This window comes from Bradyrhizobium sp. OAE829 (assembly GCF_040546575.1).
In the GTDB taxonomy this organism is placed as follows: domain Bacteria; phylum Pseudomonadota; class Alphaproteobacteria; order Rhizobiales; family Xanthobacteraceae; genus Bradyrhizobium.
The window spans coordinates 5,371,634-5,397,466 of the sequence record NZ_JBEPOE010000001.1; the positions used below are offsets into that span (position 1 = coordinate 5,371,634).

Annotated in this window: 23 protein-coding genes; 15 read left to right on the forward strand and 8 right to left on the reverse strand. The window is 63.3% G+C overall.

Annotated features, from left to right (window positions below; genetic code table 11):
- Nucleotides 1–59: 59 nt before the first annotated feature.
- Complete coding sequence (locus tag ABIE49_RS25785; protein WP_192737185.1) at nucleotides 60–2,147, reverse strand: methyl-accepting chemotaxis protein; 2,088 nt, start codon at nucleotides 2,145–2,147, stop codon at nucleotides 60–62.
- Nucleotides 2,148–2,341: 194 nt separating this feature from the next.
- Between ABIE49_RS25785 and ABIE49_RS25790 the strand changes: the two genes are divergently transcribed.
- Nucleotides 2,342–2,497: a Thivi_2564 family membrane protein gene (locus ABIE49_RS25790; RefSeq protein WP_192737186.1), complete on the forward strand. Its 156-nt coding sequence runs from the start codon at nucleotides 2,342–2,344 to the stop codon at nucleotides 2,495–2,497.
- A gap of 45 nt (nucleotides 2,498–2,542) precedes the next feature.
- Here the strand turns inward: ABIE49_RS25790 and ABIE49_RS25795 are convergent, their stop codons facing one another.
- Nucleotides 2,543–2,743 carry a CsbD family protein gene (locus ABIE49_RS25795; RefSeq protein ID WP_192737187.1) on the reverse strand — a complete coding sequence of 67 codons (201 nt, stop codon included), beginning with the start codon at nucleotides 2,741–2,743 and terminating at the stop codon, nucleotides 2,543–2,545.
- Between the two features lie 265 nt (nucleotides 2,744–3,008).
- Here ABIE49_RS25795 and ABIE49_RS25800 point away from each other — a divergent pair, with 265 nt between their 5' ends.
- The gene (locus ABIE49_RS25800; protein ID WP_192737188.1) at nucleotides 3,009–4,697 is read left to right on the forward strand and encodes a methyl-accepting chemotaxis protein; all 1,689 of its coding nucleotides are present in this window, start codon (nucleotides 3,009–3,011) and stop codon (nucleotides 4,695–4,697) included.
- 64 nt (nucleotides 4,698–4,761) lie between these two features.
- On the opposite strand, the gene ABIE49_RS25805 is transcribed toward ABIE49_RS25800, so the two are convergent.
- The 3 genes from ABIE49_RS25805 to cysD form a co-directional block, all read right to left on the reverse strand.
- Nucleotides 4,762–6,930, reverse strand: coding sequence for a malate synthase G (locus tag ABIE49_RS25805; RefSeq protein ID WP_192737189.1), 2,169 nt, complete (start codon nucleotides 6,928–6,930; stop codon nucleotides 4,762–4,764).
- A 258-nt stretch (nucleotides 6,931–7,188) separates the two neighbouring features.
- The gene (gene cysC, locus ABIE49_RS25810; protein ID WP_192737190.1) at nucleotides 7,189–9,105 is read right to left on the reverse strand and encodes an adenylyl-sulfate kinase; all 1,917 of its coding nucleotides are present in this window, start codon (nucleotides 9,103–9,105) and stop codon (nucleotides 7,189–7,191) included.
- A 24-nt stretch (nucleotides 9,106–9,129) separates the two neighbouring features.
- Nucleotides 9,130–9,924, reverse strand: a complete 795-nt coding sequence (gene cysD, locus ABIE49_RS25815) for a sulfate adenylyltransferase subunit CysD (RefSeq protein WP_192737217.1) — start codon at nucleotides 9,922–9,924, stop codon at nucleotides 9,130–9,132.
- Nucleotides 9,925–10,178: 254 nt separating this feature from the next.
- Between cysD and cysG the strand changes: the two genes are divergently transcribed.
- From cysG to ABIE49_RS25870, 11 genes are all read left to right on the forward strand, one after another.
- Nucleotides 10,179–11,615: a siroheme synthase CysG gene (gene cysG, locus ABIE49_RS25820; protein ID WP_192737191.1), complete on the forward strand. Its 1,437-nt coding sequence runs from the start codon at nucleotides 10,179–10,181 to the stop codon at nucleotides 11,613–11,615.
- Complete coding sequence (locus ABIE49_RS25825; protein WP_192737192.1) at nucleotides 11,612–11,929, forward strand: DUF2849 domain-containing protein; 318 nt, start codon at nucleotides 11,612–11,614, stop codon at nucleotides 11,927–11,929. The genes cysG and ABIE49_RS25825 overlap by 4 nt, the downstream gene beginning before the upstream one ends.
- A 12-nt stretch (nucleotides 11,930–11,941) precedes the next feature.
- On the forward strand, nucleotides 11,942–13,597 hold the full coding sequence (locus ABIE49_RS25830; RefSeq protein WP_192737193.1) for a nitrite/sulfite reductase: 1,656 nt from the start codon (nucleotides 11,942–11,944) through the stop codon (nucleotides 13,595–13,597).
- Nucleotides 13,584–14,099 (forward strand): DUF934 domain-containing protein, encoded by a 516-nt coding sequence (locus ABIE49_RS25835; RefSeq protein WP_192737194.1) that lies wholly within the window; start codon nucleotides 13,584–13,586, stop codon nucleotides 14,097–14,099. Before ABIE49_RS25830 ends, ABIE49_RS25835 begins: the two co-directional genes overlap by 14 nt.
- On the forward strand, nucleotides 14,096–14,827 hold the full coding sequence (locus ABIE49_RS25840; protein WP_192737195.1) for a phosphoadenylyl-sulfate reductase: 732 nt from the start codon (nucleotides 14,096–14,098) through the stop codon (nucleotides 14,825–14,827). Before ABIE49_RS25835 ends, ABIE49_RS25840 begins: the two co-directional genes overlap by 4 nt.
- A gap of 110 nt (nucleotides 14,828–14,937) precedes the next feature.
- Entirely contained in the window at nucleotides 14,938–15,939 is a 1,002-nt protein-coding gene (locus ABIE49_RS25845; protein WP_502915924.1) for a sulfate ABC transporter substrate-binding protein, read from the forward strand.
- A 76-nt stretch (nucleotides 15,940–16,015) separates the two neighbouring features.
- Nucleotides 16,016–16,822 carry a sulfate ABC transporter permease subunit CysT gene (gene cysT / locus ABIE49_RS25850; RefSeq protein WP_210337336.1) on the forward strand — a complete coding sequence of 269 codons (807 nt, stop codon included), beginning with the start codon at nucleotides 16,016–16,018 and terminating at the stop codon, nucleotides 16,820–16,822.
- A 7-nt stretch (nucleotides 16,823–16,829) separates the two neighbouring features.
- A complete protein-coding gene (gene cysW / locus ABIE49_RS25855) occupies nucleotides 16,830–17,792 on the forward strand; it encodes a sulfate ABC transporter permease subunit CysW (RefSeq protein ID WP_192737198.1) in 963 nt (320 codons plus the stop codon).
- Nucleotides 17,782–18,831: a sulfate/molybdate ABC transporter ATP-binding protein gene (locus tag ABIE49_RS25860; RefSeq protein ID WP_192737199.1), complete on the forward strand. Its 1,050-nt coding sequence runs from the start codon at nucleotides 17,782–17,784 to the stop codon at nucleotides 18,829–18,831. The genes cysW and ABIE49_RS25860 overlap by 11 nt, the downstream gene beginning before the upstream one ends.
- 179 nt (nucleotides 18,832–19,010) lie before the next feature.
- The gene (locus ABIE49_RS25865) at nucleotides 19,011–20,051 is read left to right on the forward strand and encodes an IS110 family RNA-guided transposase (protein ID WP_354066976.1); all 1,041 of its coding nucleotides are present in this window, start codon (nucleotides 19,011–19,013) and stop codon (nucleotides 20,049–20,051) included.
- A gap of 436 nt (nucleotides 20,052–20,487) precedes the next feature.
- The gene (locus ABIE49_RS25870; protein WP_192736918.1) at nucleotides 20,488–20,985 is read left to right on the forward strand and encodes a CAP domain-containing protein; all 498 of its coding nucleotides are present in this window, start codon (nucleotides 20,488–20,490) and stop codon (nucleotides 20,983–20,985) included.
- Here the strand turns inward: ABIE49_RS25870 and ABIE49_RS25875 are convergent.
- Nucleotides 20,982–21,128 carry a hypothetical protein gene (locus ABIE49_RS25875; RefSeq protein ID WP_192736917.1) on the reverse strand — a complete coding sequence of 49 codons (147 nt, stop codon included), beginning with the start codon at nucleotides 21,126–21,128 and terminating at the stop codon, nucleotides 20,982–20,984. The genes ABIE49_RS25870 and ABIE49_RS25875 overlap by 4 nt on opposite strands.
- Nucleotides 21,129–21,163: 35 nt before the next feature.
- Between ABIE49_RS25875 and ABIE49_RS25880 the strand changes: the two genes are divergently transcribed.
- Both ABIE49_RS25880 and ABIE49_RS25885 read left to right on the forward strand, forming a co-directional pair.
- Complete coding sequence (locus ABIE49_RS25880) at nucleotides 21,164–22,342, forward strand: DUF3734 domain-containing protein (RefSeq protein WP_192736916.1); 1,179 nt, start codon at nucleotides 21,164–21,166, stop codon at nucleotides 22,340–22,342.
- A 5-nt stretch (nucleotides 22,343–22,347) separates the two neighbouring features.
- On the forward strand, nucleotides 22,348–23,136 hold the full coding sequence (locus ABIE49_RS25885) for a 3-hydroxybutyrate dehydrogenase (protein WP_192736915.1): 789 nt from the start codon (nucleotides 22,348–22,350) through the stop codon (nucleotides 23,134–23,136).
- A gap of 158 nt (nucleotides 23,137–23,294) precedes the next feature.
- Here ABIE49_RS25885 and ABIE49_RS25890 read toward each other — a convergent pair whose 3' ends face one another.
- Both ABIE49_RS25890 and ABIE49_RS25895 read right to left on the reverse strand, forming a co-directional pair.
- Nucleotides 23,295–24,668 carry a flippase gene (locus tag ABIE49_RS25890; protein WP_192736958.1) on the reverse strand — a complete coding sequence of 458 codons (1,374 nt, stop codon included), beginning with the start codon at nucleotides 24,666–24,668 and terminating at the stop codon, nucleotides 23,295–23,297.
- 247 nt (nucleotides 24,669–24,915) lie between these two features.
- Entirely contained in the window at nucleotides 24,916–25,755 is an 840-nt protein-coding gene (locus ABIE49_RS25895) for a protein-disulfide reductase DsbD domain-containing protein (protein ID WP_192736914.1), read from the reverse strand.
- Nucleotides 25,756–25,833 lie beyond the last annotated feature (78 nt).

A 25,833-nucleotide genomic window follows, 5' to 3' on the forward strand; every position in this document is an offset into this window, starting at 1 on the left:
CGCAGGACTCTTGCGAAGAGCGATGGATGCCCGGGTCAAGCCCGGGCATGACAACCAAACTACGCTGCGCGGATCTTGCCGAGGAACTGAGTGACCTGAGTACCCAATTGCTTGCTCTGCGTTTCCAGCGTCTCGGAGGCGTGCTTGACGTCGTCGGCGGCGGCTGCTGCCGCATCGGCGTCGGTCTTCACGCCCGAGATGTTGTCGGAGACGTTCTTGGTGCCCTGGGCGGCGAACTGCGTGCTGCGCGTGATCTCCTGCGTCGCGGCGCCCTGTTCCTGCACGGCGGCCGCAATCGCGGTCGCGACCTCGTTGACCTCGCCGCCGATGCCCTTGATGGCCTCGATGGCCTCGTTCGCGACCTTCTGAATGTCGGAGATCTGCTCCGAGATTTCCTCGGTCGCCTTCGCGGTCTGGCTCGCCAGCGATTTGACTTCGGAAGCCACCACCGCAAAGCCGCGGCCGGCTTCACCGGCGCGGGCGGCCTCGATGGTCGCATTCAGCGCCAGCAGGTTGGTCTGGGCGGCGATCGAGTTGATCAGCCCGACGACTTCGCCGATTCGGCCTGCGGATGCGGCAAGGCCCTGCACGGTGCCGTCGGTCTCACGCGCCTGGCTCACCGCGCGGCTGGCGATGCCGGCGGCGTGCGCGGCCTGCTGGCTGATGTCGTTGATCGAGGCGCTCAGTTCTTCCGACGCGGCCGCGACCGTCTCGACGCTCATCGAGGCTTCGCTGGAGGCCTTTTCGGCCACCTCAACCCGCGCGTTGGTCTGGCGGGAAACCGCGGACAGGCCGTCCGAGGTGGTCCGCATCTGGCCGGAGGCGTCGCCCAGCTGGTCGAGCGATTGGCGCACCATGGTCTCGAATTCGCCGACATAGCTTTCGATCGCCTGCTGGCGCGCGGTGGCGCCGGCGTTGCGTTCGCGCTCCTGCGCCTCGATCCGGACCTTGTCTTCGGCCTGCTGCTTGAACGTCTCCAGCGCGCCCGCGAGCGCACCGATTTCATCCTTGCGCACCGCATAGCCGGTGTCGACGGTGAGGTCGCCGGCGGCGACCTTCAGCATGGCGTCGCGCATATTGTGCAGCGGCTTGATGACGCGGCGGGTGACGAGAATCAACGCGCCGAACGTCAACACCAGCGCGCCGACCAGCAGCACCAGTTGCACCACCAGCGCGCGCCGCGCCGAGGAATACTGCATCACGGTATGGTCCCGGGCAGCGTCGAGCGCCGCCTCGGCGACGTTTACGGCGGCAGAGAGTCGTCCCACCGTGATCGGGCTCCACTGGTTCGCCGTCAGTTCAGGCTTCTCGCCGGCGATCAGAGCCGTCACCAGGCGTTCGCGCAAGGCGAGATAATCCGGTTCGAAATAGGCTTTCTTGGTGGCGGCCATCGCGCTCGAAAGCGCCGGCGGCAGTTGCATGCCAGCTGCGGTCAGTTCCAGCGCATTCCAGGCGGCATCGGCGCCACCGCTGAACTTGGTGTGGGCCATGCGGGTCTCCGCCGTCGCCTTTCCGGTGCCCAGTCCATTGGAAATCAACAGCGAAGCTTCGCCCGCGGTATTACGCAGCAACCAGGCGATCTGCTTGATCGCGAGCAACTGGTCGATCACCGGATCCTGATGGTTGACATTGGCGGCAAGTGTCCCCGAGAGCTTGTCGAGCGTGGTGAGCAGCGCGCCCGTCGTCTCCATATACTCCTTGGCGAGCGCCGGACGGCGGGGGGATTCCTTGGGCTGAGCCATGGCTTCCCAGAATTCCTTCTGCTGCGCCTGCAGTTGCTTGAACAGGCGGTCGAATTCGGGGGCCAGCGTCGCTTGCTGCGCGAACTCGATCTTGCCGAGTTGACCAAGTGCGCTGTTCATCGCCGGCATTTCGGTGTCACGAAGGCTGCGCAGATACTTTTCGATGTCGCTGTCCATCGGCGCGTTGCCATTCAACAGCCGGTTGGTCGTGGAGCGGTCGGTGCGCAGATTGTGCATCGCCTTGAACATATTGGCGGATGCGTCGGTGACCACCGAGATGCGGTTTGCCACCTGCAGGCGGCCCCAGGCATCCCAGGCGTTGAGCGAGAACCCCACCACGATGCAGAAGGCGGTGGCCAGGATGACGGTCTTCAGCAACGTGGATACGGTCAGACGGTTCAACATGATGCTCCCCCAAAAGCCGCGGTCATTTGGGGGTAAAAGGGTAAATACTTAGAGAGCGCCGGCGCCGTAGAACTACGGGGCCATTGAAATGGTTGTAGTTTTTGTGTTTGCACGCAGGTTCCCTGTCCGGAACCCAATGGGACGTGACACGTTAACAAAATACCAACAGCGCTATTCCAGCCGAGGGGGCCCGCATGATTGTCAGCGTACTCGTCACGTTTCTCGTCGTTATCCTCGTTCTCTATCTCATCAACCTGCTGCCGCTTGATGGCCGCGCCAAACAGATCGCGCGCGTTGTCGTGATCATCCTCGGCGTGATCTCGCTGTTGAAATACATCGCGGTGATCTAGCAACAAAAAGCCCCGGCGCTGCCGGGGCTTTTCATCTTGGAGTGATTATCTCAGTGTCCCGAACCAGTCGTCCACGTCCTTGCGGATCTGGTCCTTGGCGAAGCCATAGCGTTGCTGCAGCTTGCCTTCAAGCTGCTCACGACGGCCTTCGATCACATTGAGATCGTCGTCGGTGAGTTTGCCCCATTTCTCCTTGGCGGCGCCCTTGAACTGTTTCCAGTTTCCTTCAACCCGGTTCCAATCCATCGTCATCTCTCCCTGTGAGTTGAGATGAATTCTCAACGGGCGCACGATCCAAACGTTCCTGCGTGCGGCAAAGCGGCGCCAGCCCTGCGACAGATCGCGCGCCGCCTCCCGAATTTAAACGGGGCGTCCGACCGGCTGTGGAGCGGAGGTTGTGCGGAAGACAAACTGAACGTTAACGCGAGTAGTGAATAGTCCTCGCGTTTCAAGGGTATTTAAGTTCGGCGCTGAAGAGCGGAACCGCATCAATTTTGAGGATACGCCGGCAATGAAATTTCGCCTGACGATCACTCGCGCCATCGTGCTATTCGGCTTGGTCACGGCCATCGGTCTGGGGGCCGTGGTGTTCACCGGCATCTTCGCGCTCAGCGAGGTCAAGGTCGGCGGACCCCTCTACAACAAGCTCAAGCTCGGCAACGATCTGATCGCCGACATCCTGCCGCCGCCGGAATATGTGATCGAATCCTATCTCGAAGCCACCCTTGCCCTGAACAATCCGGCTGAACTCGCCAACCGCCGCGAGCGGTTGAAGCAATTGAAAAAAGAGTATGACGAGCGCCACGAATTCTGGGTGAAGTCGGACCTCGAGCCTGGGGTCAAGGCCAAGTTCGTTGTGGATTCGCATCGCGAGGTGCAGCGTTTCTGGAACGCCATCGAGCAGGCGTTCTTGCCGTCGCTGGCCAAGGCAGATGCCGCCGCCGCGGCCAAGGCGTATTCGGAAATCTCGGCCGCCTATCTGGCGCACCGCGCCCTGATCGACGAAATCGTCAAGAAGACCACGGACGACAACGCGGCCATCGAGAGTGCCGCGACCCAGCGTGTCGGCACGTTCAACGTTATTCTGTGGGGCATCTCGGGCCTGGTCTTCCTGATCATCGGCGGTGGCCTAGTCGGCGTTGGCCTCGGTGTGATCCGGCCGATGACCCGCATGACCGGCGTGATGGCCCGGCTCGCCGGCGGCGGATTGGATATCGAAATACCGTCCCTCAAACGAACCGATGAAGTCGGCGCCATCGCCCGCGCGGTCCAGGTGTTCAGGGAGAACGCACTGCGCGTTCAGGCCATGGAATCCGAACAGGCCGGCCTCAAGCTCAAGGCGGAGGAAGAACGCAAGCTGGCGATGAGCCAGGTCGCCGACGGCTTCGAGCAGGCGATAGGCAAGATCATCGAGGCCGTCTCATCGGCGTCTTCCGAGATCGAACTCGCCGCCGGCAGCCTGACCAGGACGGCCGAAACCAGCCACAAGCATACGGCAGAGGCGGCATCCGCTTCCGACCGTTCATCGGCCAACGCGCAATCGGCGGCCGCCGCTTCGGAGCAGATGGCTTCGTCGGTGACCGAAATCAGCCGCCGGGTGAAGCAATCGGAAAACATCACCCATGCAGCCGTGCGTCAGGCCGGGCAGACCAATGAGCGGATCGCGGAATTGTCGCAGGCGGCCGGCCGCATCGGCGAAGTCGTCAAGCTGATCGCGGCGGTGGCCGAGCAAACCAATCTGCTGGCGCTCAATGCGACCATCGAAGCGGCGCGCGCCGGGGAGGCGGGCCGCGGCTTTGCGGTGGTGGCTTCCGAGGTCAAGGCGCTTGCCGCCCAAACCGCCAAGGCGACCGAGGAAATCAGCGCCCAGATCACCCAGATGCAGTCGGCAACGGAGCAGTCGGTGTCCGCGATCAAGGCGATCGGCGGCACGATCGGGCAGATCTCCGAAATTTCAACGGCGATCGCCGCCGCTGTCGAACAGCAGGGCACCGCGACGCAGGAGATTGCGCGCAACGTCCATCAAGCGGCCGAGGGTGCCATCGAGGTCGGCGGCTGTCTCGCCGATGTCAGCCGTGGTTCGGCCGACACCCAGGCGGCGGCCGAACAGGTTCATGGTTCCGCCCGTTCGCTCTCGCAGGAAGGCCATTCCCTCAAGCTCGAGGTAGGAAAATTCCTGCAGATGATACGCGCGGCCTGAAGAGGACGCGAATGGCGAATAGTGAATAGCGAATAGAAAAACCCCATTCGCTACTCGCCACTCCCTATTCGCCGCCCTGCGCCTTGGCTTCGCGACGGCGGGCGGTGAGGATGTATTCGGTGTACCCGTTCGGCTGCTCGCGGCCCTTGAACACCAGGTCGCACGCCGCCTTGAAGGCGATGCCGTCGAAGCTTGGCGCCATCGGCTTGTACAACGTATCGTCCTTGTTCTGGCCGTCGACCACGATCGCCATTCTCTTCAGGGATTCCATCACCTGATCCTTGGTGATGACGCCTTGATGCAACCAGTTGGCCAGATGCTGCGCCGAGATGCGCAAGGTGGCGCGGTCTTCCATCAGGCCGACGCCGTGGATGTCGGGCACCTTGGAGCAGCCGACGCCCTGATCGATCCAGCGCACCACGTAACCCAAAATGCCCTGGCAGTTGTTGTCGATCTCCTGCTTCACGTCGTCAGGCGCCCAGTTCGACTGCGACACCGGAATGGTCAGGATGTCGGAAAGCTTCGCGCGCTGGCCGCCCTTGGCGAGCTCCTGCTGGCGTGCCTGCACGTTGATCTGGTGATAATGCAGCGCGTGCAGCGTGGCGGCGGTCGGTGACGGCACCCAGGCGGTGGTGGCGCCGGCTGAGGGGTGGCCGAGCTTCTGCGTCAGCATGTCGGCCATCTTGTCGGGGGCTGCCCACATGCCCTTGCCGATCTGGGCATGCCCGGGCAGGCCGTCGATCAGGCCCATGTCGACGTTCCAGTCTTCATAGGCCTTGATCCAGGGCTGCGCCTTCATGTCGTTCTTGCGGATCATCGGACCCGCTTCCATCGAGGTATGGATCTCGTCGCCGGTGCGGTCGAGGAAGCCGGTGTTGATGAAGCAGATCCGCTTCGAGGCGTTCTGGATGCAGGCCTTGAGGTTGACCGTGGTGCGGCGCTCCTCGTCCATGATGCCGACCTTCATGGTGTTTTCCGGCAGCCCCAGCAGTTTTTCCACTTCGCCGAACAGCTCGCAGGTCAGCGCGACTTCGTCGGGGCCGTGCATCTTCGGCTTGACGATATAGACCGAGCCGGTGCGGCTGTTCTTGGTCTTCGAAGAGCCCTTGAGATCGTGGATCGCCAGCAGGCCGGCGACGGCGGCATCGAGCAGGCCTTCCGGAATCTCCTCGCCCTTGGAGTCCAGCACGGCGTCGGTGAACATGTGATGGCCGACATTGCGCATCAATAGCAGGCTGCGGCCGTGCAGCGTCAGGTCCTTGCCGTCGGGCGTCTTGTAAACGCGGTCAGGGTTGAGCGAACGCTTGAGCGTCTTGCCGCCCTTGTCGAAATCCGCCGACAGCGTGCCGTCCATCAGGCCGAGCGTGTTGCGATAGACCAGCACCTTGTCCTCGGCATCGACGGCGGCGACACTGTCTTCCATGTCGAGGATGGTCGAGACCGCCGATTCCAGGATCATGTCGGCGACACCAGCCGGGTCGTCCTTGCCGATGGTGCTGCTGCGATCGATTTTGATTTCGACATGCATGCCGTTGTTGACCAGCAGGATCGCGGTCGGCGCGTCAGGGGCGCCCAGGTAGCCGGCGAACTGTTCGGGTGACTTGAGCGCGGTGGCGTTGCCGCTCTTCAGTTTGACCGCGAGCTGGCCCGCGATCACGCTGTAGGACGTCACGTCGGTGTGGCTGCCGGTCGCGAGCGGTGCGGCGGCGTCGAGGAACGCCTTGGCCTTGGCGATCACCTTGTCGCCGCGCGCCTTGTTGTAGCCGCGGCCAGCCTCGCTCGGATCGTGCGGGATCGCATCGGTGCCATAGAAAGCATCATACAGGCTGCCCCAGCGGGCATTCGCCGCGTTCAACGCGTAGCGGGCGTTGGTGAGGGGGACGACGAGCTGCGGCCCGCAGATCTTGCCGATTTCCTCGTCGACATCAGCCGTCTCGACCTTGTGGGTCGCGGGCTCCGGCAAGAGATAGCCGATCTCCTTGAGGAAAGCGGTATAGGCGTTCATGTCGAACGCCTTGCCCTTGTTGGCGCGGTGCCAGCCGTCGATCTTGGCCTGCAGCGCGTCGCGGACCGACAGCAGTTCGCGGTTTTTCGGTCCCAGTTTGGCGATGATGGCGGCAAGCCCGGCCCAGAATGCGTCGGGGGAAATCCCGGTCTTGGGGGTCGCCTCCTTGGCGATGAAATCGAACAGTTCAGGGGCGATCTTCAATCCGTGGGCATCGACACGATTCATGATGGGCTTTCTCGGAGTAGAAACGGCGAACAGGAAGGCGTTTTCAGTGTGAAAACAGCAAAAAGCGCGCCAAAAGGGGCAGCGTCGGCCGCCCTTTTAGCCCTAAAGCCGGGTCGATGAGAAGGCCCCAAAAAGCCTAGGGCTCCGTTCCGATGGTAATCGGAACGGAGCCCTAGCTTCTTGATTTGACGCGCTTTCCTGACGCGAACCGGTGCCCACCCCGGATCAAGTCCGGGGCAGGCTTCGCTTGAAAACGCTTTAGATATTGGCCGCCAGATCGACCAGTTCGTCGAACAAAACGCCGGTCTCGGCCAGCATCCGCTCGATCGTATCGGTGGCGTCGGCAACCGAACCGGTCGAGGTGTCGATCCGCAGCTCGCTCTGGGTCGGTGGCTGATAGTCATTGCCGATCCCGGTGAAGGATTGCAGCGTGCCTGCGCGTGCCTTGGCGTAATGACCCTTGGGGTCGCGGCTCTCGCAGACTTCGGCCGGTGTCGCGACATAGATTTCGCGGAAGGCGGCGTCGGCAATGCGGCGCGCCGCGGCACGATCCTCAGAGGAGGGCGAGACGGCGGCGACGATGGCGATGTGGCCGTTGCGCGCCAGATGGGTCGCGACCTCGGCGAGCCTTCGGATATTTTCGGTGCGGTCCTGCGCCGAAAAACCGAGATCGCCATTGAGGCCGGCGCGCAGCGTGTCGCCATCGAGCAGGATGGGCGAACCGCCATTGCCGAACAGCCGGCGCTCCAGCGCGCGGGCCAGCGTCGATTTGCCCGAACCGGGCAAGCCGGTCAGCCAGATCACCGCACCGTTGTGGCGGTAGCGCGCAGAACGCTCTTCGGGGCGCAGCGCAGATTCCACGGGGACGATATCGATGGGAACGGCGCGTTGTCCGGCATCGACCGACAGCACGAGGCCGCCGCCGGCAATGCGGCCGTTCACCTCGATCACCAGCCGTCCGGTGCGCGGATTATCCTGATAGGGATCGGCCGCAACCGGCTGCGCCAGCGAGATGTCGATTTCGCCGACGTGATTGCGCGCGATCGACTTGGTCTCCTCATTGGAGAGTTCGCCGGGATCCACCGCCTTCTCGATCGCGACCACATGGGCGCGGCTTTCGCGGGTGCCGAGGCGGATCAGGATCTGCTCGCCCTTGGCAAGCGGCTTGTCGTGCAGCCAGAAAATCCGGGCGCGAATCCGCCGCGTATCGCGCGGGGTCGCGCCGGCATGGGCGATCACGTCGCCGCGTTCGATGAACAATTCGCGGTCGAGCGTGATGCCGACCGAGCGGCCGGCGCCGTGGCTGCCGTTGACAGGGGTTACCGGCCAGCTCTCGACGGTCTTGATTTTCGCGATCTTGCCGGCGGGCATGATGACGATCTCGTCGCCGGCGCTGAGACTGCCGGATTCGATGCGGCCGGCGACGATGCGGCGGTCGTCGAATTTGTAGATCGCCTGCACCGGCAGCCGCAGCGCGAGCTGCTCCAGCGGCCGTGCCGGTTCGAGCGCATCGAGCGCCTCGACGACGCTCGGCCCCTGGTACCAGGAGATCCGCGGCGTGCGTTCGGCAACGCCGTCGCCGTCGCGCGCGGAAATCGGAATCACCGCCGACGGCGTCACGCCGAGGCCGATCAGATGCGCCGAGATTTCGTCGCTGATCTCCTTGAAACGATCGGCGCTGAAGTCGACGCGGTCCATCTTGTTGACGACGACGGCGACCTGCTTGATGCCGAGCAGATGCAGCAAATAGCCGTGCCGCCGGGTCTGGTCGCGCACGCCTTCCAGCGCGTCGATGATCAGCACCGCGCCGTCGGCCTGCGAGGCGCCGGTGATCATGTTGCGCAGGAATTCGGCGTGGCCGGGCGCGTCGATCAGCACCACGTCGCGCGAGCGGGTGCGGAAACGGATCTGCGTGGTGTCGATGGTGATGCCCTGGTCGCGTTCGGTTTGCAGCGCATCCAGGAGAAACGACCATTCGAACGGCATGCCGCGCCGCGCGCTGACGGCTTTCAGCATTTCCAGCTTGCCTTCGGGCAGGCTGCCGGTTTCATGCAGCAGGCGGCCGACCAGGGTGGATTTGCCGTGGTCGACATGGCCGACGATGACGATGCGAATCTGCGGCCGCGTCGTGCCGTTGGGTGTCGCCAATACGCTTGAGGGGAGGATCATGTTCATCGCAGCACTCACACCTAATGTCCGTCAGAGATAACCGGCGACACGCAGCCGCTCGAATGCATCTTCGGTTTCGTGATCGAGCGCGCGGCCCGCACGTTCCGGCACCTTGGTGCCGTCGAGCTCGGTCAGGATTTCATCGATGCTGGAAGCGGTCGACGCCACCGGATTGGTGATGTCCTGATCGCCCAGCGAGCGATAACGCTTGCCGTCCTTCGACAGATACAGCGGGATGATCGGAATGTTCTCGCGCTTGGTGTAGGCCCAGATGTCGGCCTCGGTCCAATGCAGGATCGGGTGGATGCGCAAATGCGCGCCTTGCGGCGGCGAGGCGTTGAAATGGTCCCAGAATTCCGGGGGCTGATCGCGCACATCCCAGCCGCCTTCGAGGCCGCGCGGCGAGAACACGCGCTCCTTGGCGCGGGTGGCTTCCTCGTCGCGGCGAATGCCGGCGATCAGTCCGTCAAAACCATATTTGGTCAGCGCCCATTTGAGGCCTTCGGTCTTGCGGGCGGCGGAACGTGCGGCCGGCGGCAGTGTCGGATCGACGGCGTCGATCGGCGGGCAGGGTTCGATCTTGAGATCGAGTTCCCATTCCTTGCCGAAGCGATCGCGGAACGCATACATCTCGGCAAATTTCTTGCCGGTGTCGACATGCAAGGCCGGGAACGGCACGCGGCCGAAGAACGCCTTGCGCGCCAGCCAGATCATGACGTTGGAATCTTTGCCCAGCGACCACAGCAGCGCCAGCTTCTTCAACCGCGCGAAGGCTTCGCGCAGGATGTAGATGCTCTGCGCCTCGAGTTCGTCGAGGTGGTCCATCGAGGGCGGCGGCAGCTGCCCATGGGCCAGAATTTTGGGCGCGGATGAGGCCTGGTTGAAGGCCGCGGGCTGCAACCCGTGCCCGCCGGATTCCTTGTTGAGAAGATGCATCTCTTGGCCTTGGACTTGAGAGTGGAAAAATTCTAAAGTTGCACCGCAATAGAGAAGAAATAATTTTCTCTTTGCAGGCCTTGATCGAGAGATAAATAGAAAATAATTTCAGTCAACCCCCGAGTTGGGGAAGCGAGTATCTGATGCGCTATCTGCCTGTGTTTCTGGATCTGCAAAGCGGCAAGGTGCTGCTCGTTGGAGCGGGCGATCTCGCGCGCGCCAAATTGCGGTTGCTCGCCGCTGCCGGTGCGCGGGTCCGCTGGTTCGCGACCGACGGCGATCGGGACCTCTCCGGCCTTGCCGCCGAGGACGTAGCGCGGATCGAGCCTGATGGCGGTGATCCGCTCACCGCCGATCTGGCTGGTGTGATCGCAATCCTCTGCGCCGGTGCCGGCGACATTGGCGTGGCGATGTCGGCACGTGCCAAGGCGGTCGGACTGCCCGTCAATGTGATGGACGACCTCGTCCATTCGACTTTCATCTTTCCCGCCATCGTCGATCGCGGCGACGTCGTCGTTGCCGTCGGCACCGGCGGCACTTCCCCTGTCGTGGCACGCCGCGTGCGCGAGCGCATCGAAGCCGTCCTGCCGGCGCGGATCGGCGATCTCGCCGGTTTCATCGGCGGCTTTCGCAAGGCGATGCATGCGCGGATCCCCGAATTTTCGTTGCGCCGCCGTTTCTGGGAACGCGTGATCGACGGACCGATCGGCGCGCTTGTTCTGGCCGGGCGCAAGGACGAAGCCGAGAAGGAACTGCAGGCGATCGCGGACCCTTCCGCTTTCGCCGGTGCCAATGATCAGGGCAAGGCCGAGGGCCGGGTGACGCTGGTCGGCGCCGGGCCGGGCGATCCGGACCTGCTCACCATCAAGGCGCTGCGCGCGCTGCAGGACGCCGATGTCGTGTTCTACGACGAACTGGTCTCGCCGGAAATTCTCGATCGCGTGCGCCGCGATGCCTCGCGCATTCCGGTCGGCCGCCGCGTCGGCAAGCCCGGTATCGGCCAGGATGCGATCAACAAATTGCTGATCGAGGCAGCGAGATCAGGACAACGCGCGGTGCGGCTGAAGGGCGGCGATCCCTTCATCTTCGGCCGCGGCGGCGAGGAAATCGAAGTGTTGCGCGCGGCCGGTGCCGCCTATTCGGTGGTGCCGGGCATCACCGCTGGATTGGGCGCCGCCGCGCAGTTTGAAGCGCCGCTGACCTATCGCCACGAGGCGCTGCGCATCACCTTCCTCACCGCGCACAAGGCGAGGGACGCCGAGACCGTCGACTGGTCGGTGCTGACAGACAAGAAGATGACCATCGTGGTCTACATGGGCATGACCGCGGCCCCCGCGATCCGTGCGGGCCTGCTCGCCGCCGGACGCTTGCCGCAAACGCCGGTCGGCGTGTTCGCGCGGGTGACGCGGCCGGACGCCCAGGCCGTGGTCGGCACGCTCGAACATTTGCCGGCTCTGGTCGAACAAATCGACGGCGGTCCCGCCGTCCTCATCATCGGTGACGTGGTCGCGCATTCCGCACCGTGGCGCCAATCAGATCTCGATCAAGTGATCTCCGAATTGAGGGATGCTGCAGAATGACTTCTCCGTTACAACAAAAGATCAAGATCACGGGGCCTTCGATGGTCACCGCCAACCGCACCTGGGATGGCGTCGTGATCTATCGCACCGCGCAGCAAGGCTGGTCGGCGAACCTGTCGGACGCCGCGATCGTGCGCACCTCGGATGAGGCGCGGACACTGCTTGGTGAAGCCACCGCCGATGACGTCGGTGCGATCGGCCCCTATATCGCGCCGGTCGAACTCAAGGACGGCGGCGAGATCAAGCCCGGCAATCTCCGCGAACATATCCGGTCGGAAGGCCTCACCATCGATCTGCTTCCGGTTCCGGCGTAAGGCACATCCATCATGTACGCATATGACGAACTCGATCGCACGCTGATCAACGAACGCGTGTCTGAATTCCGCGACCAGGTGAAGCGCCGTCTCTCCGGCGAACTCACCGAGGACGAATTCAAGATGCTGCGCCTGCAGAACGGCGTCTATCTGCAACTGCACGCCTACATGTTCCGCGTCGCGATCCCCTATGGCACGCTGTCGTCCAAGCAGTTGCGCGCGCTGGCCCGTGTCGGACGCCGCTACGACCGCGGTTATGGCCATTTCACCACAAGGCAGAACATCCAGTTCAACTGGATCAAGCTCGCCGAATTGCCGGACGCGCTGGCGGACCTTGCCGAGGTCGGCATCCATGCGATGCAGACCTCCGGCAACAACATGCGCAACGTCACCTCGGACCAATGGGCCGGCGTCGCGCCGGGCGAGGTCGAGGATCCCCGCATCTGGTCGGAAATCCTGCGCCAGCACACCACGCTGCATCCGGAATTCTCGTTCCTGCCGCGCAAGTTCAAGATCGCGATCACGGCATCCGAGCACGACCGCGCCGCGATCAAGGTGCACGACATCGGGCTCCGCCTGTACAAGAATGCGGAAGGCGAAACCGGCTTCGAGGTGCTGGTCGGCGGCGGCCTCGGCCGCACGCCGTTCATCGGCAAGACCATCAAGCCGTTCGTGCACGGCCGCGACATCCTGAGCTACGTCGAGGCGATCCTGCGCGTCTACAACCAGTACGGCCGCCGCGACAACATCTACAAGGCCCGCATCAAGATCCTGGTGCACGAGCTCGGCATCGAGAAATTCGCGCGCGAGGTCGACGAGGAATGGAGGCAGATGGGCGACGTCGGATTGACGCTCGACCATTCCGTCATCGAGGAAGTGCGTTCGCGCTTCTCCTATCCGGCCTATGAAAAGCTGCCACACATGCCGGACGAGCTGAAACAGGCCGCGCATGATCCGCTGTTCGAACGCTGGCGCAGGAACTCGGTGTTCCCGCACAAGGTTCAGGGCTATTCGATCGTGACGCTGTCGCTGAAGCCGGTGGGCGCACCGCCCGGCGACGCCACCTCCGACCAGATGGACGCGGTCGCCGATCTCGCCGACCGCTACTCCTTCGGCGAAATCCGCGTCGGCCACGAACAGAATCTGTGCCTGCCGCATGTCGCCAAGCGCGACCTGCCGCAGCTATGGAAGGCGCTCGACCGCATCGGGCTCGCCACGCCGAACGTCAATCTGGTCACCGACATCATTGCCTGCCCCGGGCTGGACTATTGCTCGCTGGCCAATGCGCGCTCGATCCCGATCGCGCAGGAACTGACCCGACGCTTTGCCAATCACGACACCGCCGAGCTGATCGGGCGGCTGCACATCAACATTTCCGGCTGCATCAACGCCTGCGGGCATCACCACGTCGGCCATATCGGCATTCTCGGCGTCGAGAAGAACGGCGAGGAGTTTTACCAGATCACCATCGGTGGTCGCGCCGACGAGGGCGCGCAGATGGGTACGCTGATCGGCCCGGCGATTCCCTATGCGGAAGTCGCCGACGTGATCGAGGATATCGTCGAAGCCTATCTCGCACTGCGCGACCGCCCCGAGGAGTTGTTCGTGGATGCGGTGAAGCGCCTGGGTGTCGAGCCATTCAAGGAGCGGGTCTATGCCACTCGTTAAGCAGGGTAGAATCACCACCGATCTGTTCGTCCATGTTGCCGACGGCGCCGAGTTGCCCGGCGATGGCGCGATCCTCATTCCGGCGGCGCGGTTCCTCGAGGATCCGGAAGCCTTTCTGAAGCGCGCCGGCAAGGTCGGCGTGATCTGGCCGAACAACCGCGATCTCGACGATCTCGTGCCGTATCTCGGCCGGCTCGCCGCGGTGGCGCTGGTGTTTCCCTCGTTTCGCGACGGCCGCGCCTACAGCCAGGCGCGCCTGCTGCGGGAACGGCACGGCTTCGACGGCGAACTGCGTGCCACCGGCCAGGTGTTGCGCGATCAGTTCGTGTTTATGCTGCGCGCCGGCTTCGACACGTTCGAGGTGAAAAAGGACAGCGACGCCGAAGCGTTTGCCTCGACCGCAAAAAGCTATTCGGTGTTCTACCAGCCGACCGGCGACGGCCGCCTCACCGCGCTGCATCGGCGGATGCAGCTGCGTCATTCGGAGAGTGCCGGCCAGTGAACGCGCTCGTACCCCAGGCCGTGATTGAGAAAGCTTTGGACCTGTCGCCGGCGCAGGCGCTCGATCGCGCGCTGCGTAGCGCCTCGCCCGCGGAAGTCATCGAGACGGCGTTGAAGACCGTCGGCCGCGAGAAGTTGGCGGTGGTCTCGTCGTTCGGCACCGAATCGGCGGCACTGCTCAAGGTGATGGCAGACGTCGATCCGGCGATTCCTGTGATCTTCCTCGACACCGGCTGGCTGTTCGAGGAGACGCTGGCCTATCGCGACACGTTGATTGCAACGCTTTGCCTGCGCGACGTCCGCTCGATCAAGCCGCTGGAAGAAACCTTGTCGCGCGAGGATCCGGACCGCGAATTGTGGTTCTCCGATCCCGACGCCTGCTGCCGTATCCGTAAAGTCGAGCCGCTGGCGCGGGCGTTGGCGCCGTTCTCGGCCTGGATCAACGGCCGCAAGCGCTTCCAGGGCGGGCTGCGCGCCGAGATGGCGGTCGTCGAAGACGACGGCGCCAGGCTGAAATTCAACCCGTTCGCCAATGTCGCGCGCGAAGAGATCGAGGCGATCTATAAGCTTGCAAACCTGCCGCCGCATCCGCTGATGGCGTCGGGCTACCTGTCGGTCGGATGCATGCCGTGCAGCAGCCGGACCTCGCCTGATGAGGACGCGCGTGCCGGTCGCTGGCGCGGAAGAGCCAAGACAGAATGCGGCATCCACACGATCAAGACTTCATAGGACAATGACGCTGCACCGCCGCAAACAATGAAAAGCGGTTTCGTTGACTAAAGGCCACTTCACCGCGAGTTATGTCCCGCGTGTTCCGGTGATATCGTTCACCAGGCCGAATGGAGATTGAGATGTTCCGTCGTATTCTGCCCCTCGTCGCGGGACTGCTCTGGGCAGGTTCTGCGCTCGCCGCCGATGTGTCGCTGCTCAACGTGTCGTACGATCCGACGCGCGAGCTCTATGCCGATTTCAACAAGGCGTTCATTGCCGCTTACAGCAAGGAAACCGGCAAGAGCGTCGAGATCAAGCAGTCGCACGGCGGCTCCGGCTCGCAGGCGCGTTCTGTGATCGACGGATTGCAGGCGGACGTGGTCACGCTGGCGCTGGCCTATGATATCGATGCGATCGCCGGCAAGGGCCTGGTGTCGCCGGATTGGCAGAAACGCCTGCCGCTCAACGCCTCGCCCTACACGTCGACGATCGTGTTTCTGGTGCGCAAGGGCAATCCCAAGGCCATCAAGGATTGGGACGATTTGATTAAACCTGGCGTCAGCGTCATCACGCCGAACCCGAAAACATCAGGTGGTGCGCGCTGGAATTATCTGGCGGCATGGGGTTATGCGGAGAAAAAGTTCGGTTCGTCCGACAAGGCCAGAAAATTCGTCGGCGATCTCTTCAAGAACGTGCCGGTGCTCGATACCGGCGCCCGGGGCTCGACCGTGACCTTCGTCGAGCGCGGTGTCGGCGACGTGCTGCTGGCATGGGAGAACGAGGCGTTCTTGGCGCAGCGCGAATTCGGCAAGGACAAGTTCGAGATCGTCTCGCCGCCGCTGTCGATCCTGGCCGAGCCGCCGGTCTCCGTGGTCGACAAGGTGGCCGACAAGAAGGGCACCCGCGCGGCGGCTGAAGCCTACCTGAAATACTGGTATACCAAGGAAGGTCAGGAAATCGCCGCACGCAACTCCTACCGTCCGCGCGATTCGGAGATCGCCCGGGAATACGAAAAATCTTTCGCCAAGGTCGAACTTTTCACGATCGACGACGTTTTCGGTGGTTGGGCCAAGGCGCAGAAGGAACATTTCGCAGAAGGCGGTATCTTCGACCAGATCTACAAGAACTGAGCGCTGGAACGGATCTGGGCGATTTACCGAGCAATCAGGGGGACTTGTGAGCATAGCGGTGGCACGGCGGAGCAGCTTGCCGGGGTTTGGTCTCACCATGGGACTGACCCTGACATGGCTCTCCATTATTATTCTGTTGCCGCTGGCCGGCCTGTTCCTCAAGACGTTCGAGCTCAGCCTTGATCAGTTCTGGGGCATCGTCACCAGCCGCCGCACGCTCAATGCGCTGAAGATTTCGTTCGGGCTTTCGTTTCTCGCCGCCCTGGTCAATCTGGTGATGGGGACCATCATCGTCTGGGCGCTGGTGCGTTATCGCTTTCCCGGCCGCCGGCTGTTCGACGCCATCGTCGACATCCCCTTTGCGCTGCCGACCGCGGTCGCCGGCGTCGCGCTGACGCAACTGTTCGCGCAAAAAGGCTGGCTCGGTGCGCCGCTGGCCGAACTCGGCATCAAGGTCGCGTTCACGCCGATCGGGATCTTCATCGCGATGGTGTTCATCGGCATCCCCTTCGTGGTGCGGACGGTGCAGCCCGTCCTGATCGATCTCGACGTCGAGATCGAGGAGGCGGCGGCGAGCCTCGGGGCCAACCGCTGGCACACCGTGTTCAGGGTGATCCTGCCGAGTTTGATTCCGGCGCTGTTGACCGGATTTGCGCTGGCGTTCGCGCGCGCGGTCGGCGAATACGGCTCCGTCATCTTCATTGCCGGCAATCTGCCGAACGTGTCGGAAATCGCGCCTCTGCTGATCGTGATCCGGCTCTCCGAGTTCCGCTACGCCGATGCGACCGCGATTGCGGTTGTCATGCTGCTGGCGTCGTTCCTGATCATCTTCGCGGTCAATCGCCTGCAGCGCTGGGCCCAAACCCGTATTCCGGCGCATTGAGGGACCGATGTCGACGCAATCGAGTGTGGTGACGTCCGCGACCGAGCTGCGGGCCTATGCCCCGACGGCGGACCTCACCGTTTCCCCGCCGCCTTCGCGCATCGAGCGCGCGCGCTCGCGCACCGGGACATCGCCGGATAATCTGCGTACCGAGCCTGGGCCGGTCCGTTTCATCATCATCACCCTCGCGGTCACCTTCCTGTCGGTGTTCGTCGTGCTGCCGCTGGTTGTGGTGTTCGCAAGCGCCTTTTCCAAAGGCATCGGCGCCTATCTGGCGGCGCTGGGCGAGCCGGAGGCGCTGGCGGCGATCAAGCTGACGCTGCTGGTGGCGGCGATCTCCGTCACCCTCAATCTGGTGTTCGGCGTGATCGCGGCCTGGGCCATCGCCAAGTTCGATTTCACCGGCAAGACCTTCCTGATCACGCTGATCGATCTGCCGTTCTCGGTCAGCCCCGTGATCTCGGGTCTCGTGTTCGTGCTGCTGTTCGGCGCGCAGGGCTTTTTTGGGACATGGCTGCAGGCGCATGACGTCCACATCCTGTTCGCCGTGCCCGGCATCGCGCTCGCGACCATCTTCGTGACCTTCCCCTTCGTGGCGCGCGCGCTGATCCCGCTGATGCAGGAGCAGGGCACCCAGGAGGAAGAGGCGGCGATCTCGCTCGGTGCGTCAGGCCTGCAGACCTTCTTCCGCGTCACCCTGCCCAATATCAAATGGGGCCTGCTCTATGGCGTCCTGCTGTGCAACGCGCGCGCCATGGGCGAGTTCGGCGCGGTGTCCGTGGTGTCGGGCCATATCCGCGGCGAGACCAACACCATGCCGCTGCTGGTCGAAATCCTCTATAATGAATATCAATTCGTGGCGTCGTTCGCGATTGCGTCACTGCTGGCGATGCTGGCGTTGATCACGCTGGTCGTGAAGACCGTTCTCGAGCGACGTTTGGACGAAGGACAAGAGCCAAGTGACCATTGAAGTCAAAAACATCGTCAAGAAGTTCGGCAGCTTCGCAGCGCTCGACAATGTCGACCTGAAAGTCGACCAGGGCGAATTGCTGGCGCTGCTCGGCCCCTCCGGCTCGGGCAAGACCACGCTGCTGCGGATCATCGCCGGGCTCGACTGGCCGGATGCCGGCGAGGTGTTGATCGACGGCGAGAACGCGCTGGCGCGCGGCGCGAGCGAGCGCCATGTCGGTTTCGTGTTCCAGCATTACGCGCTGTTCCGCCACATGACGGTGTTCGAAAACGTCGCCTTCGGCCTCAGGGTACAGCCGCGCGCCATCCGCAAGGACGAGGCCACCATCCGCGCCCGCGTCAAGGAATTGCTGGATCTGGTGCAACTCGACTGGCTGTCCGACCGCTACCCCAGCCAGTTGTCCGGCGGCCAGCGCCAGCGCATCGCGCTCGCGCGTGCACTTGCGATCGAGCCGCGCATCCTGCTGCTCGACGAGCCCTTTGGCGCGCTCGATGCCAAGGTGCGCAAGGAACTGCGGCAATGGCTGCGCTCGCTGCATTCGGAAATCCACGTCACCTCGATTTTCGTCACCCACGACCAGGAAGAGGCGCTCGAAGTCGCCAACCGCGTGGTGGTCATGGACAAGGGCCGCATCGAGCAGATCGGCACGCCCGGCGAGGTCTACGACCATCCGGCGACCGCGTTCGTGCATGGCTTCATCGGCGAATCCATCGTGCTGCCGGTGGATGTCAGCGGCGGTTCGGTGCGGCTCGGCGGCCGGCCGCTCAATATTGCCGCCAACGGCGCGGCTTCCGGGGCCTCGAAACTGTTCGTGCGGCGTCATGACATGCAGATCGGGCCGGCCGGGTCCGGATCGCTGGAGGGCGCCGTGCGCCATGTCCGTTCGTTCGGTCCGATCCAGCGGGCCGAGGTGGCGCTGTCCGGCGGCGAGGGCAAGACCATCATCGAGATCGACGCCCCCCGCGACCGGGAACTCCAGGCCGGCGAAATCGTCAGCCTGCAACCCCGCCGCTACCGTATTTTTGCGGCCCAGGATTGAGGCTGTCGTAGATGGGGTAACGGGCCCCGGTCTGCCTTCCAAGCAAGCCGCGCTTGCTACGGCGCTGTTGGGTGCGCGCTTCGCGCGGCTTGCTTGGAAGGCGGGCGGTCGTCCCTCACATGGATGGTGTTTACGGAGTCGAGGATGGACCTCGCTCCAAGCATCAAGGAGAGACGACCATGGAGTATTATGCAGGAATCGACGTGTCATTGGAATGCTCAAGCGTGTGCGTTGTTGATGGGAACGGCAAGATTTTCCGCGAGAGCAAGGTGGCAAGCGAGCCGGCGGCGCTGATCGGTTGGTTCACCTCGCTCGGGATCGGGCTGGGCCGGATCGGGCTGGAAGCTGGGCCGCTGTCGCAATGGCTGTACGCGGTGATGAAGCAGGCTGGGCTCGCAGTTGAGCTGTTGGAGACGCGGCACGTGCACGACGCGTTCAAGGCGATGCCAGTGAAGTCGGACCGCAATGACGCACGGGGGATCGCGCAACTGATGCGGCTGGGCTGGTTCCGGCCGGTTCACTGCAAGTCGGTGGCGGCGCAGGAAGTGAGAGCCATGCTGACGGCGCGCAAGCTGGTTCAGAGCAAGCTTCTGGACGTCGAGAACAGCCTGCGCGGGATCTTGCGCGGCTTTGGGCTGAAGGTCGGCAAAACGACGGGAACAGATTTTGCTGGACGGATCAACGAGTTGGTGAAGGGGCATCCCAACCTGGAAGTGATCGCAGAAGCGCTGCTCAAGGTGCGGACCGTCCTGCTGAGCGAGTTCAAGGCCTTCGAGAAGCGGGCAGGCAGGATGTCGCTGATGAATGCCAAGGCCAGGTTGTTGATGTCGACGCCTGCGGTGGGGCCAATCATCTCACTGACCTATGCCGCAGCGATCGATGATCCCGCGCGGTTCACATCCTCCAAGCAAGCCGGGTCGCATTTTGGGTTGACGCCGAAGAAGCACCAGTCCGGCGAGACCGACCGATCGGGCCGGATCAGCAAGATCGGCGACGCTTCCGTGCGCGAGGCGCTCTACCAGGCCGCTCACATCATGCTGACGAAGCCGATCAAGGGATGTTCGCAGCTCAAGAGCTGGGCGATGCGGATCGCCAAACGGGCCGGCATGAACAAGGCTAAGGTCGCGCTGGCCCGCAAGCTCGCCGTGATCATGCATCGCATACTCAAGGACGGTGCGCCCTTCAATCCGGCCACCAAGGCTAACGCTGCAACGGCTTAGGAGCAAAAACGACAGGTTTTCGGGCGGGTCACGACACCAGCCTTCCCGAAGCGAAGTCCCTTCGCCGGGACGATGGATCAGGTCAGGCCGACATCCGGGATGTCGACACATCGAACGATGTGATCACGCTTCCGTAGATTGGCCGACCTATCCTCTTACGAACCCCATCAGGCGACGGCCCTTGCGCCGATCCCGTACAGAAGCAAGTTCCCGGCGAGCGGATGACGCAAAAGGGATTGACTAATCGAGGCCCGTTACAGAAGCCCGGATGGAGCGAAGCGCAATCCGGGGCCGGCGATCGACCGATCCCGGATTTCGCTTCGCTTCACCCGGGCTACGCGTTTTGCGCCCCGGAATGGCCGCAAAATTAGCCCCGCGTTCACCATTCAGCCACGGTTGGTATGCAACAACTGCGTGACATCACGGGGGTTGATTCATGCGCGCCGCGGCCGCGATAGCTGGACTTTTGTTGCTGGGCGGCTGCATGGCCGACACCGCCAGGGCGCCGGACCAGCCGACCATGTATCTCAGCATGGCCAATGGCGGCGCCACGCTGGATCCGCAGGCGGCGGCCTCGATGATTTCGCTGTACCGCCAGAACAACGGTCTTGCCGCCGTGGCTGTCGACCCTGACCTGATGAAGCTCGCCGAAGCCCAATCGCAGGCGATGGCGAAGCGCAACAAGCTCGATCATGACGTCAAGGGCCCGCTGGAAAAGCGCCTCGGCGCTTCCGGATATCCGGCCAAGCTCGCGGTTGAAAACGTGTCGGCCGGCTATCACACGCTGGCGGAAGCGTTTTCGGGCTGGCGTGACTCGCCGCCGCACAAGGCCAACATGCTCAAGAACGGTGTCACAAAATTGGGCATCGCGGCGATTTATGCTCCCAACACCAAGTACAAGGTGTTCTGGACGCTCATTCTGGCGTCAACCTAGCGCATGATCCGGACCGGCAGGGCCTGCCGGCGCGACCGGTTTTCCCAAAAGATCATGCGCAAACAAAAACATAGCGCCGCGATAAACTCGGCGTGATCCTTGCGAATATCTCGCTGATTGACGCCGTCGCGAACTGCCGCCACGGTACAAAATCATTGCCCTCTGATTGACGGTCACGATGGATACATCCGCTTCCGCGCCCGCGACGAAGCCCGTTGATGCACAGCGCGTGCTGGTGCTGCAAGGCGGCGGCGCGCTCGGCTCCTACCAGGCCGGCGCCTTCCAGGCGCTGTGCCGTTCCGGCTTTGAGCCGGAATGGGTGGCGGGCATCTCGATCGGCGCGATCAATGCCGCGATCATTGCCGGCAACGACCCTGCGACACGCGTCGATCGCCTGAAGGAATTCTGGGACATGGTGTCGTCCCCGGTGTCGTGGAATCCGATTACGCCGGGTGACCGCGCGCGGTCGCTGTTCAACGAGACCAGCGCCGCCTTGATCGCGACCTTCGGCGTGCCCGGATTCTTCACGCCGCGGCTTCCGCCGGCGCCGCTGTGGCCGCAGGGCAGCCCGCAATCGCTGAGCTATTACGACACCGCACCGCTGAAGAAGACGCTGGAAAACCTGGTCGACTTCGACCGCATCAACGATCTGAAAATGCGGCTTTCCGTCGGCGCCGTCGGCGTGACCTCGGGCAATTTCAAATATTTCGACAATGTGGAATTCAAGAAGCTCGGCAAGAAGATCGGGCCGGAGCACATCATGGCGTCCGGCGCCCTGCCGCCGGGTTTTCCCTCCATCCTCATCGACGGTGAGCATTACTGGGACGGCGGCATCGCCTCCAACACGCCGCTCGATTTCGTGCTGGATGAGGAAACCGACCGCGATCTTTTGATCTTCCAGGTCGACCTGTTCAGCGCGCGCGGCGATCTGCCGGCCACGCTGCTGGAGGCCGCCGAGCGTGAAAAAGACATCCGCTTCTCCAGCCGTACCCGGATGAACACCGACAAGAACAAGCAGGTGCACAACACACGCAAGGCGCTCCGTGAGTTGGTCGCCAAATTGCCCGATGATCTCAAGAACGATCCGTCGGTGGCGATACTGTGCAACGCGGTCAAGGAAAACACCGTCACGGTGGTGCACCTGATCTACCGCAGCAAGAACTACGAATCCTCGTCCAAGGATTACGATTTCTCGCATGTCGGGGTGGTCGAGCACTGGAATGCGGGTGCCCGCGACGTGCATTTGTCGATGCGTCACAAAGAGTGGCTAGAACGGCCGCAGTCCGGGGAGACCATGGTGACCTACGATCTCACGAGGGACGTTTCCAGCGCCCCCGAAAGCAAAAAACAGGAGTGACCAGAATGGGTATTTTGAAGGGTAAGACCGCCGTCGTGACCGGCTCGACCAGCGGCATCGGATTGGCTTACGCGCGCGCTTTCGCCGCCGCCGGCGCCAATGTCGTCATCAACGGCTTTGGTGCACCGGCCGACATCGAGAAGGAGCGTTCCGGCATCGAGACCGACTACAAGGTCAAGGCCCTTTACTCGTCCGCCGACATGACCAAGCCCGCCGAGATCGCCGAAATGATCGCGCTCGGCGAGAAGACCTTTGGTTCGGTCGATATCCTGGTCAACAATGCCGGTATCCAGTTCGTGTCGCCGATCGAGGAATTCCCGATCGAAAAGTGGGATGCGATCATCGCGATCAACCTGTCGTCGGCATTTCATGCCATCCGCGCCGCGGTGCCCGGCATGAAGAAGCGCGGCTGGGGCCGCATCATCAACACCGCTTCCGCCCATTCGCTGGTGGCCTCGCCGTTCAAGTCGGCCTATGTGTCGGCCAAGCACGGCATCGCCGGCCTCACCAAGACGGTGGCGCTGGAGGTTGCGACCCACAAGATCACCTGCAACTGCATCTCGCCAGGTTATGTCTGGACGCCGCTGGTCGAGCACCAGATCCCCGAGACGATGAAGGCGCGCAACCTTACCAAGGAGCAGGTCATCCGCGACGTGCTGCTGGACGCCCAGCCGACCAAGGAATTCGTCACCTCCGAGCAGGTCGCCGCCCTGGCGCTGTTTCTGTGCGGCGACGATGCCGCCCAGATCACCGGCGCCAACCTCTCGATCGACGGCGGCTGGACCGCGGAGTAGGGGTCTTTGCGTCCCGACGTTAGCACTTGTCATTGCCGGGCATAGCCGTCTGAAGGACGGCGTCGCTTACGCTCGCCTTTGCCCGGCAATCCATCGAGTCGAAAAATTCTTGCGAAGATGATGATGCCCGGGTCAAGCCCGGGCATGACGCTGAGGGATTAACCGCGCTTCCCGAACGCCAGCACGTGCAGGCCGAGCCGCTGCCGGACGATCCAGAACAGCAGCACGGTCTCGAACGCCAGCGAGATCGTGGTTGCGGCCGCGGCGCCGTGGCCGCCGTAGCGCGGCACGAGCAGCAGGCACAGCACCACGTTCATGACAAAGGCGAGCGCATAGGCCAGCGCGCAGATGTGCTGGTGGCCGAGCATGTTGAGCAGCCGCTCGACCGGGCCGATCGCAGAGCGCACCACAAGGCCAACAGCGGCGATGAACATGATGTCGTAGCCGACCACGAATTGCGGCCCGAACAGCCAGAGCAGCGGCTTGCCCAGCGCGAGCAGCGCGATGGTGGCCGCGAGCGAGGGCCAGAACGTCCATTGAATGGCGTGCGCCACATAGGCCGACAGCCGCGCTTTGTCGCCGAGCGCATGATACTCCGCAAAACGATGCGCTGTCGTTGCCGACATCGCGTAGTGGATGAAGGAAACCAGCGCGAGCGTCTTCACGACCGCGAAATAGACGCCAACTTCTTCCGAGGAGCGAAATTGCTGCAGCATCAGCACGTCGGTGTAGGAGAGCAGCAGATAGAAGCTTTCGACCAGCAGGATCGGCAGCGAGACCGCAAGCCAGCCGCGGAAATCATAGGCTTTTGCGCCGGGATCGATGTGGCCGGCGAGCCTTCGGTTCAGCACCACCATCTGGCCGATCATCGCGAGCCAGACCGCGGCGGCGCTGGCCAGCATCGCCACCGTGGCGCCGAGATTGAAACCGAGCGCGAAGGCGCCGGCGGTGAGGCCGATGATCAGCGACTGGCGCACGATGAATTGCGGCATCAGGCCGAGCTGCATCCAGTCATGCGAGCGCGCGATGCCGTCCTGGGTGTTGGCGACGACGAAGGCCGGCAGGGTCAGGCAGCCGATATAGAGCGGGACAATTGTGTTGGGCTCGATCCATGGCGACAATGTTTTCACCACGCCCGCCAGCGCCAACGAGACCAGCGACGACACCGCGAACGTCATCCAGCGGCTGCCGGAGAGGAAGCCGCGCAGCAGCGCGTGCTGGCCGCTGGCGCGGTATTCCGGAATGATCTTTTGCGCCGACGCCGAGATGCCGAAATCCATCATGCTGCCGAGCAGCAGCACCCAGGTCCAGACATAGACATAGACGCCGTAATCCGAGCCGCCCATCCAGCGCGCCAGCAGGATCTGCGAGAAATAGGCCAATGCCGCACTGATCACGCGGATGATGAAGATCGTGCCGGCCAGCCGCTTTGTCAGCGACGCTTCGCCCGAACCACCAAACAGACCGCGAAGCAGCGATCGCAGGCGCGCGATCGGGCCGGCAGGCGAAGCGGAGGCGGATTCGGTGTCCATCACGGCCACAGCAAGGCATCCTCGAAAGGCCGCGAGGCGGCGGCGATGCTCCGATCTATCAACGATTCGTTAAGATTCGGTTGGGTGCGGGCGCGGGCGTCAGTCTCCGCGTCGTCCCGGCCTTGAGCTCAGATGCGCATCGGGGGACCCATAACCACAGGAGGTTGTTGTTGAAAAAAGGTGTCTACCGCCGTGTTTCAACACACCCGCCGCGGCGTATGGGCCCCGGCGTTCGCCGGGGCGACGGCTACTGCAAATTCACGTTGAACTCATAGGCGCGGTCGCCGCCGACCAGCGTCAGTTTCAGCGCGGCGCCGTCGGCGCTCGCGCCCGGCGGCAGGCCGTCGAGCTCGAAGGCAAAGCGTTTGACGCCGGGCGGACCGCCCTCGATCAGCTTCGGAATCGGCAACGCCCAGTCCGGCGTCGGACCCTCGACGAACAGGCTGACCTCCTTGCCGCCGGGTGCGGTGACATCGACCAGCACGTTGGCCTTGCCCTCGCGCTTGACGTCGCGAATGGTGAGGGGATTGGGATCGCCGACATTGGCCGGCTTCGGCACCGCGTTGAGCGCATCGGACAGATTGCCGTCCTCGGTGCTTGCCACACTGGCAAAGGCCAGCTCCGCCTTGGCGTCGACCGGGATGCAGAGCTTGTCGCAGACCGCGTAGTTGATGTCGGCGCGCAGCGTCACCGGCTTGTCGGTATTCTTGGCGACGATCCGCAGCGGCAGCACGACCTGCTGCTTGTAGCCGAGCGAGACGCCGCCCGCGCCGTCATCGAACTTCATCGGCGCCGGCCACAATACCGTCACCGTCTCGACATTGTCGGACTTGGAGAAATCGAAGCGGGGCGGAACACCGGAATCGCCGGGCGTCCGCCAATAGGTTTTCCACCCCGGCTGCAGCTGGATAGCGATACCGCCGAGCAGCACCGCGCCGCTGCGCGATCCCGCTACCAGCCTGATCGCGGAATGGGTGTCGCGCTGCCAGGGCGAGGCATCCTCGGCGCGAACCTCGATGGCGGTGCATGCGACAGCCAGAGTGGCGGCAATGCCGAGCGCGGCCCGCATGGGAACAATGACGGTCATGAGACGTCTTTACAGGCAAGTTTGGCCGCAAACCATTGAATTGCTTGTGATCCGCGGTCGAATACAGTGCAGGGCTAA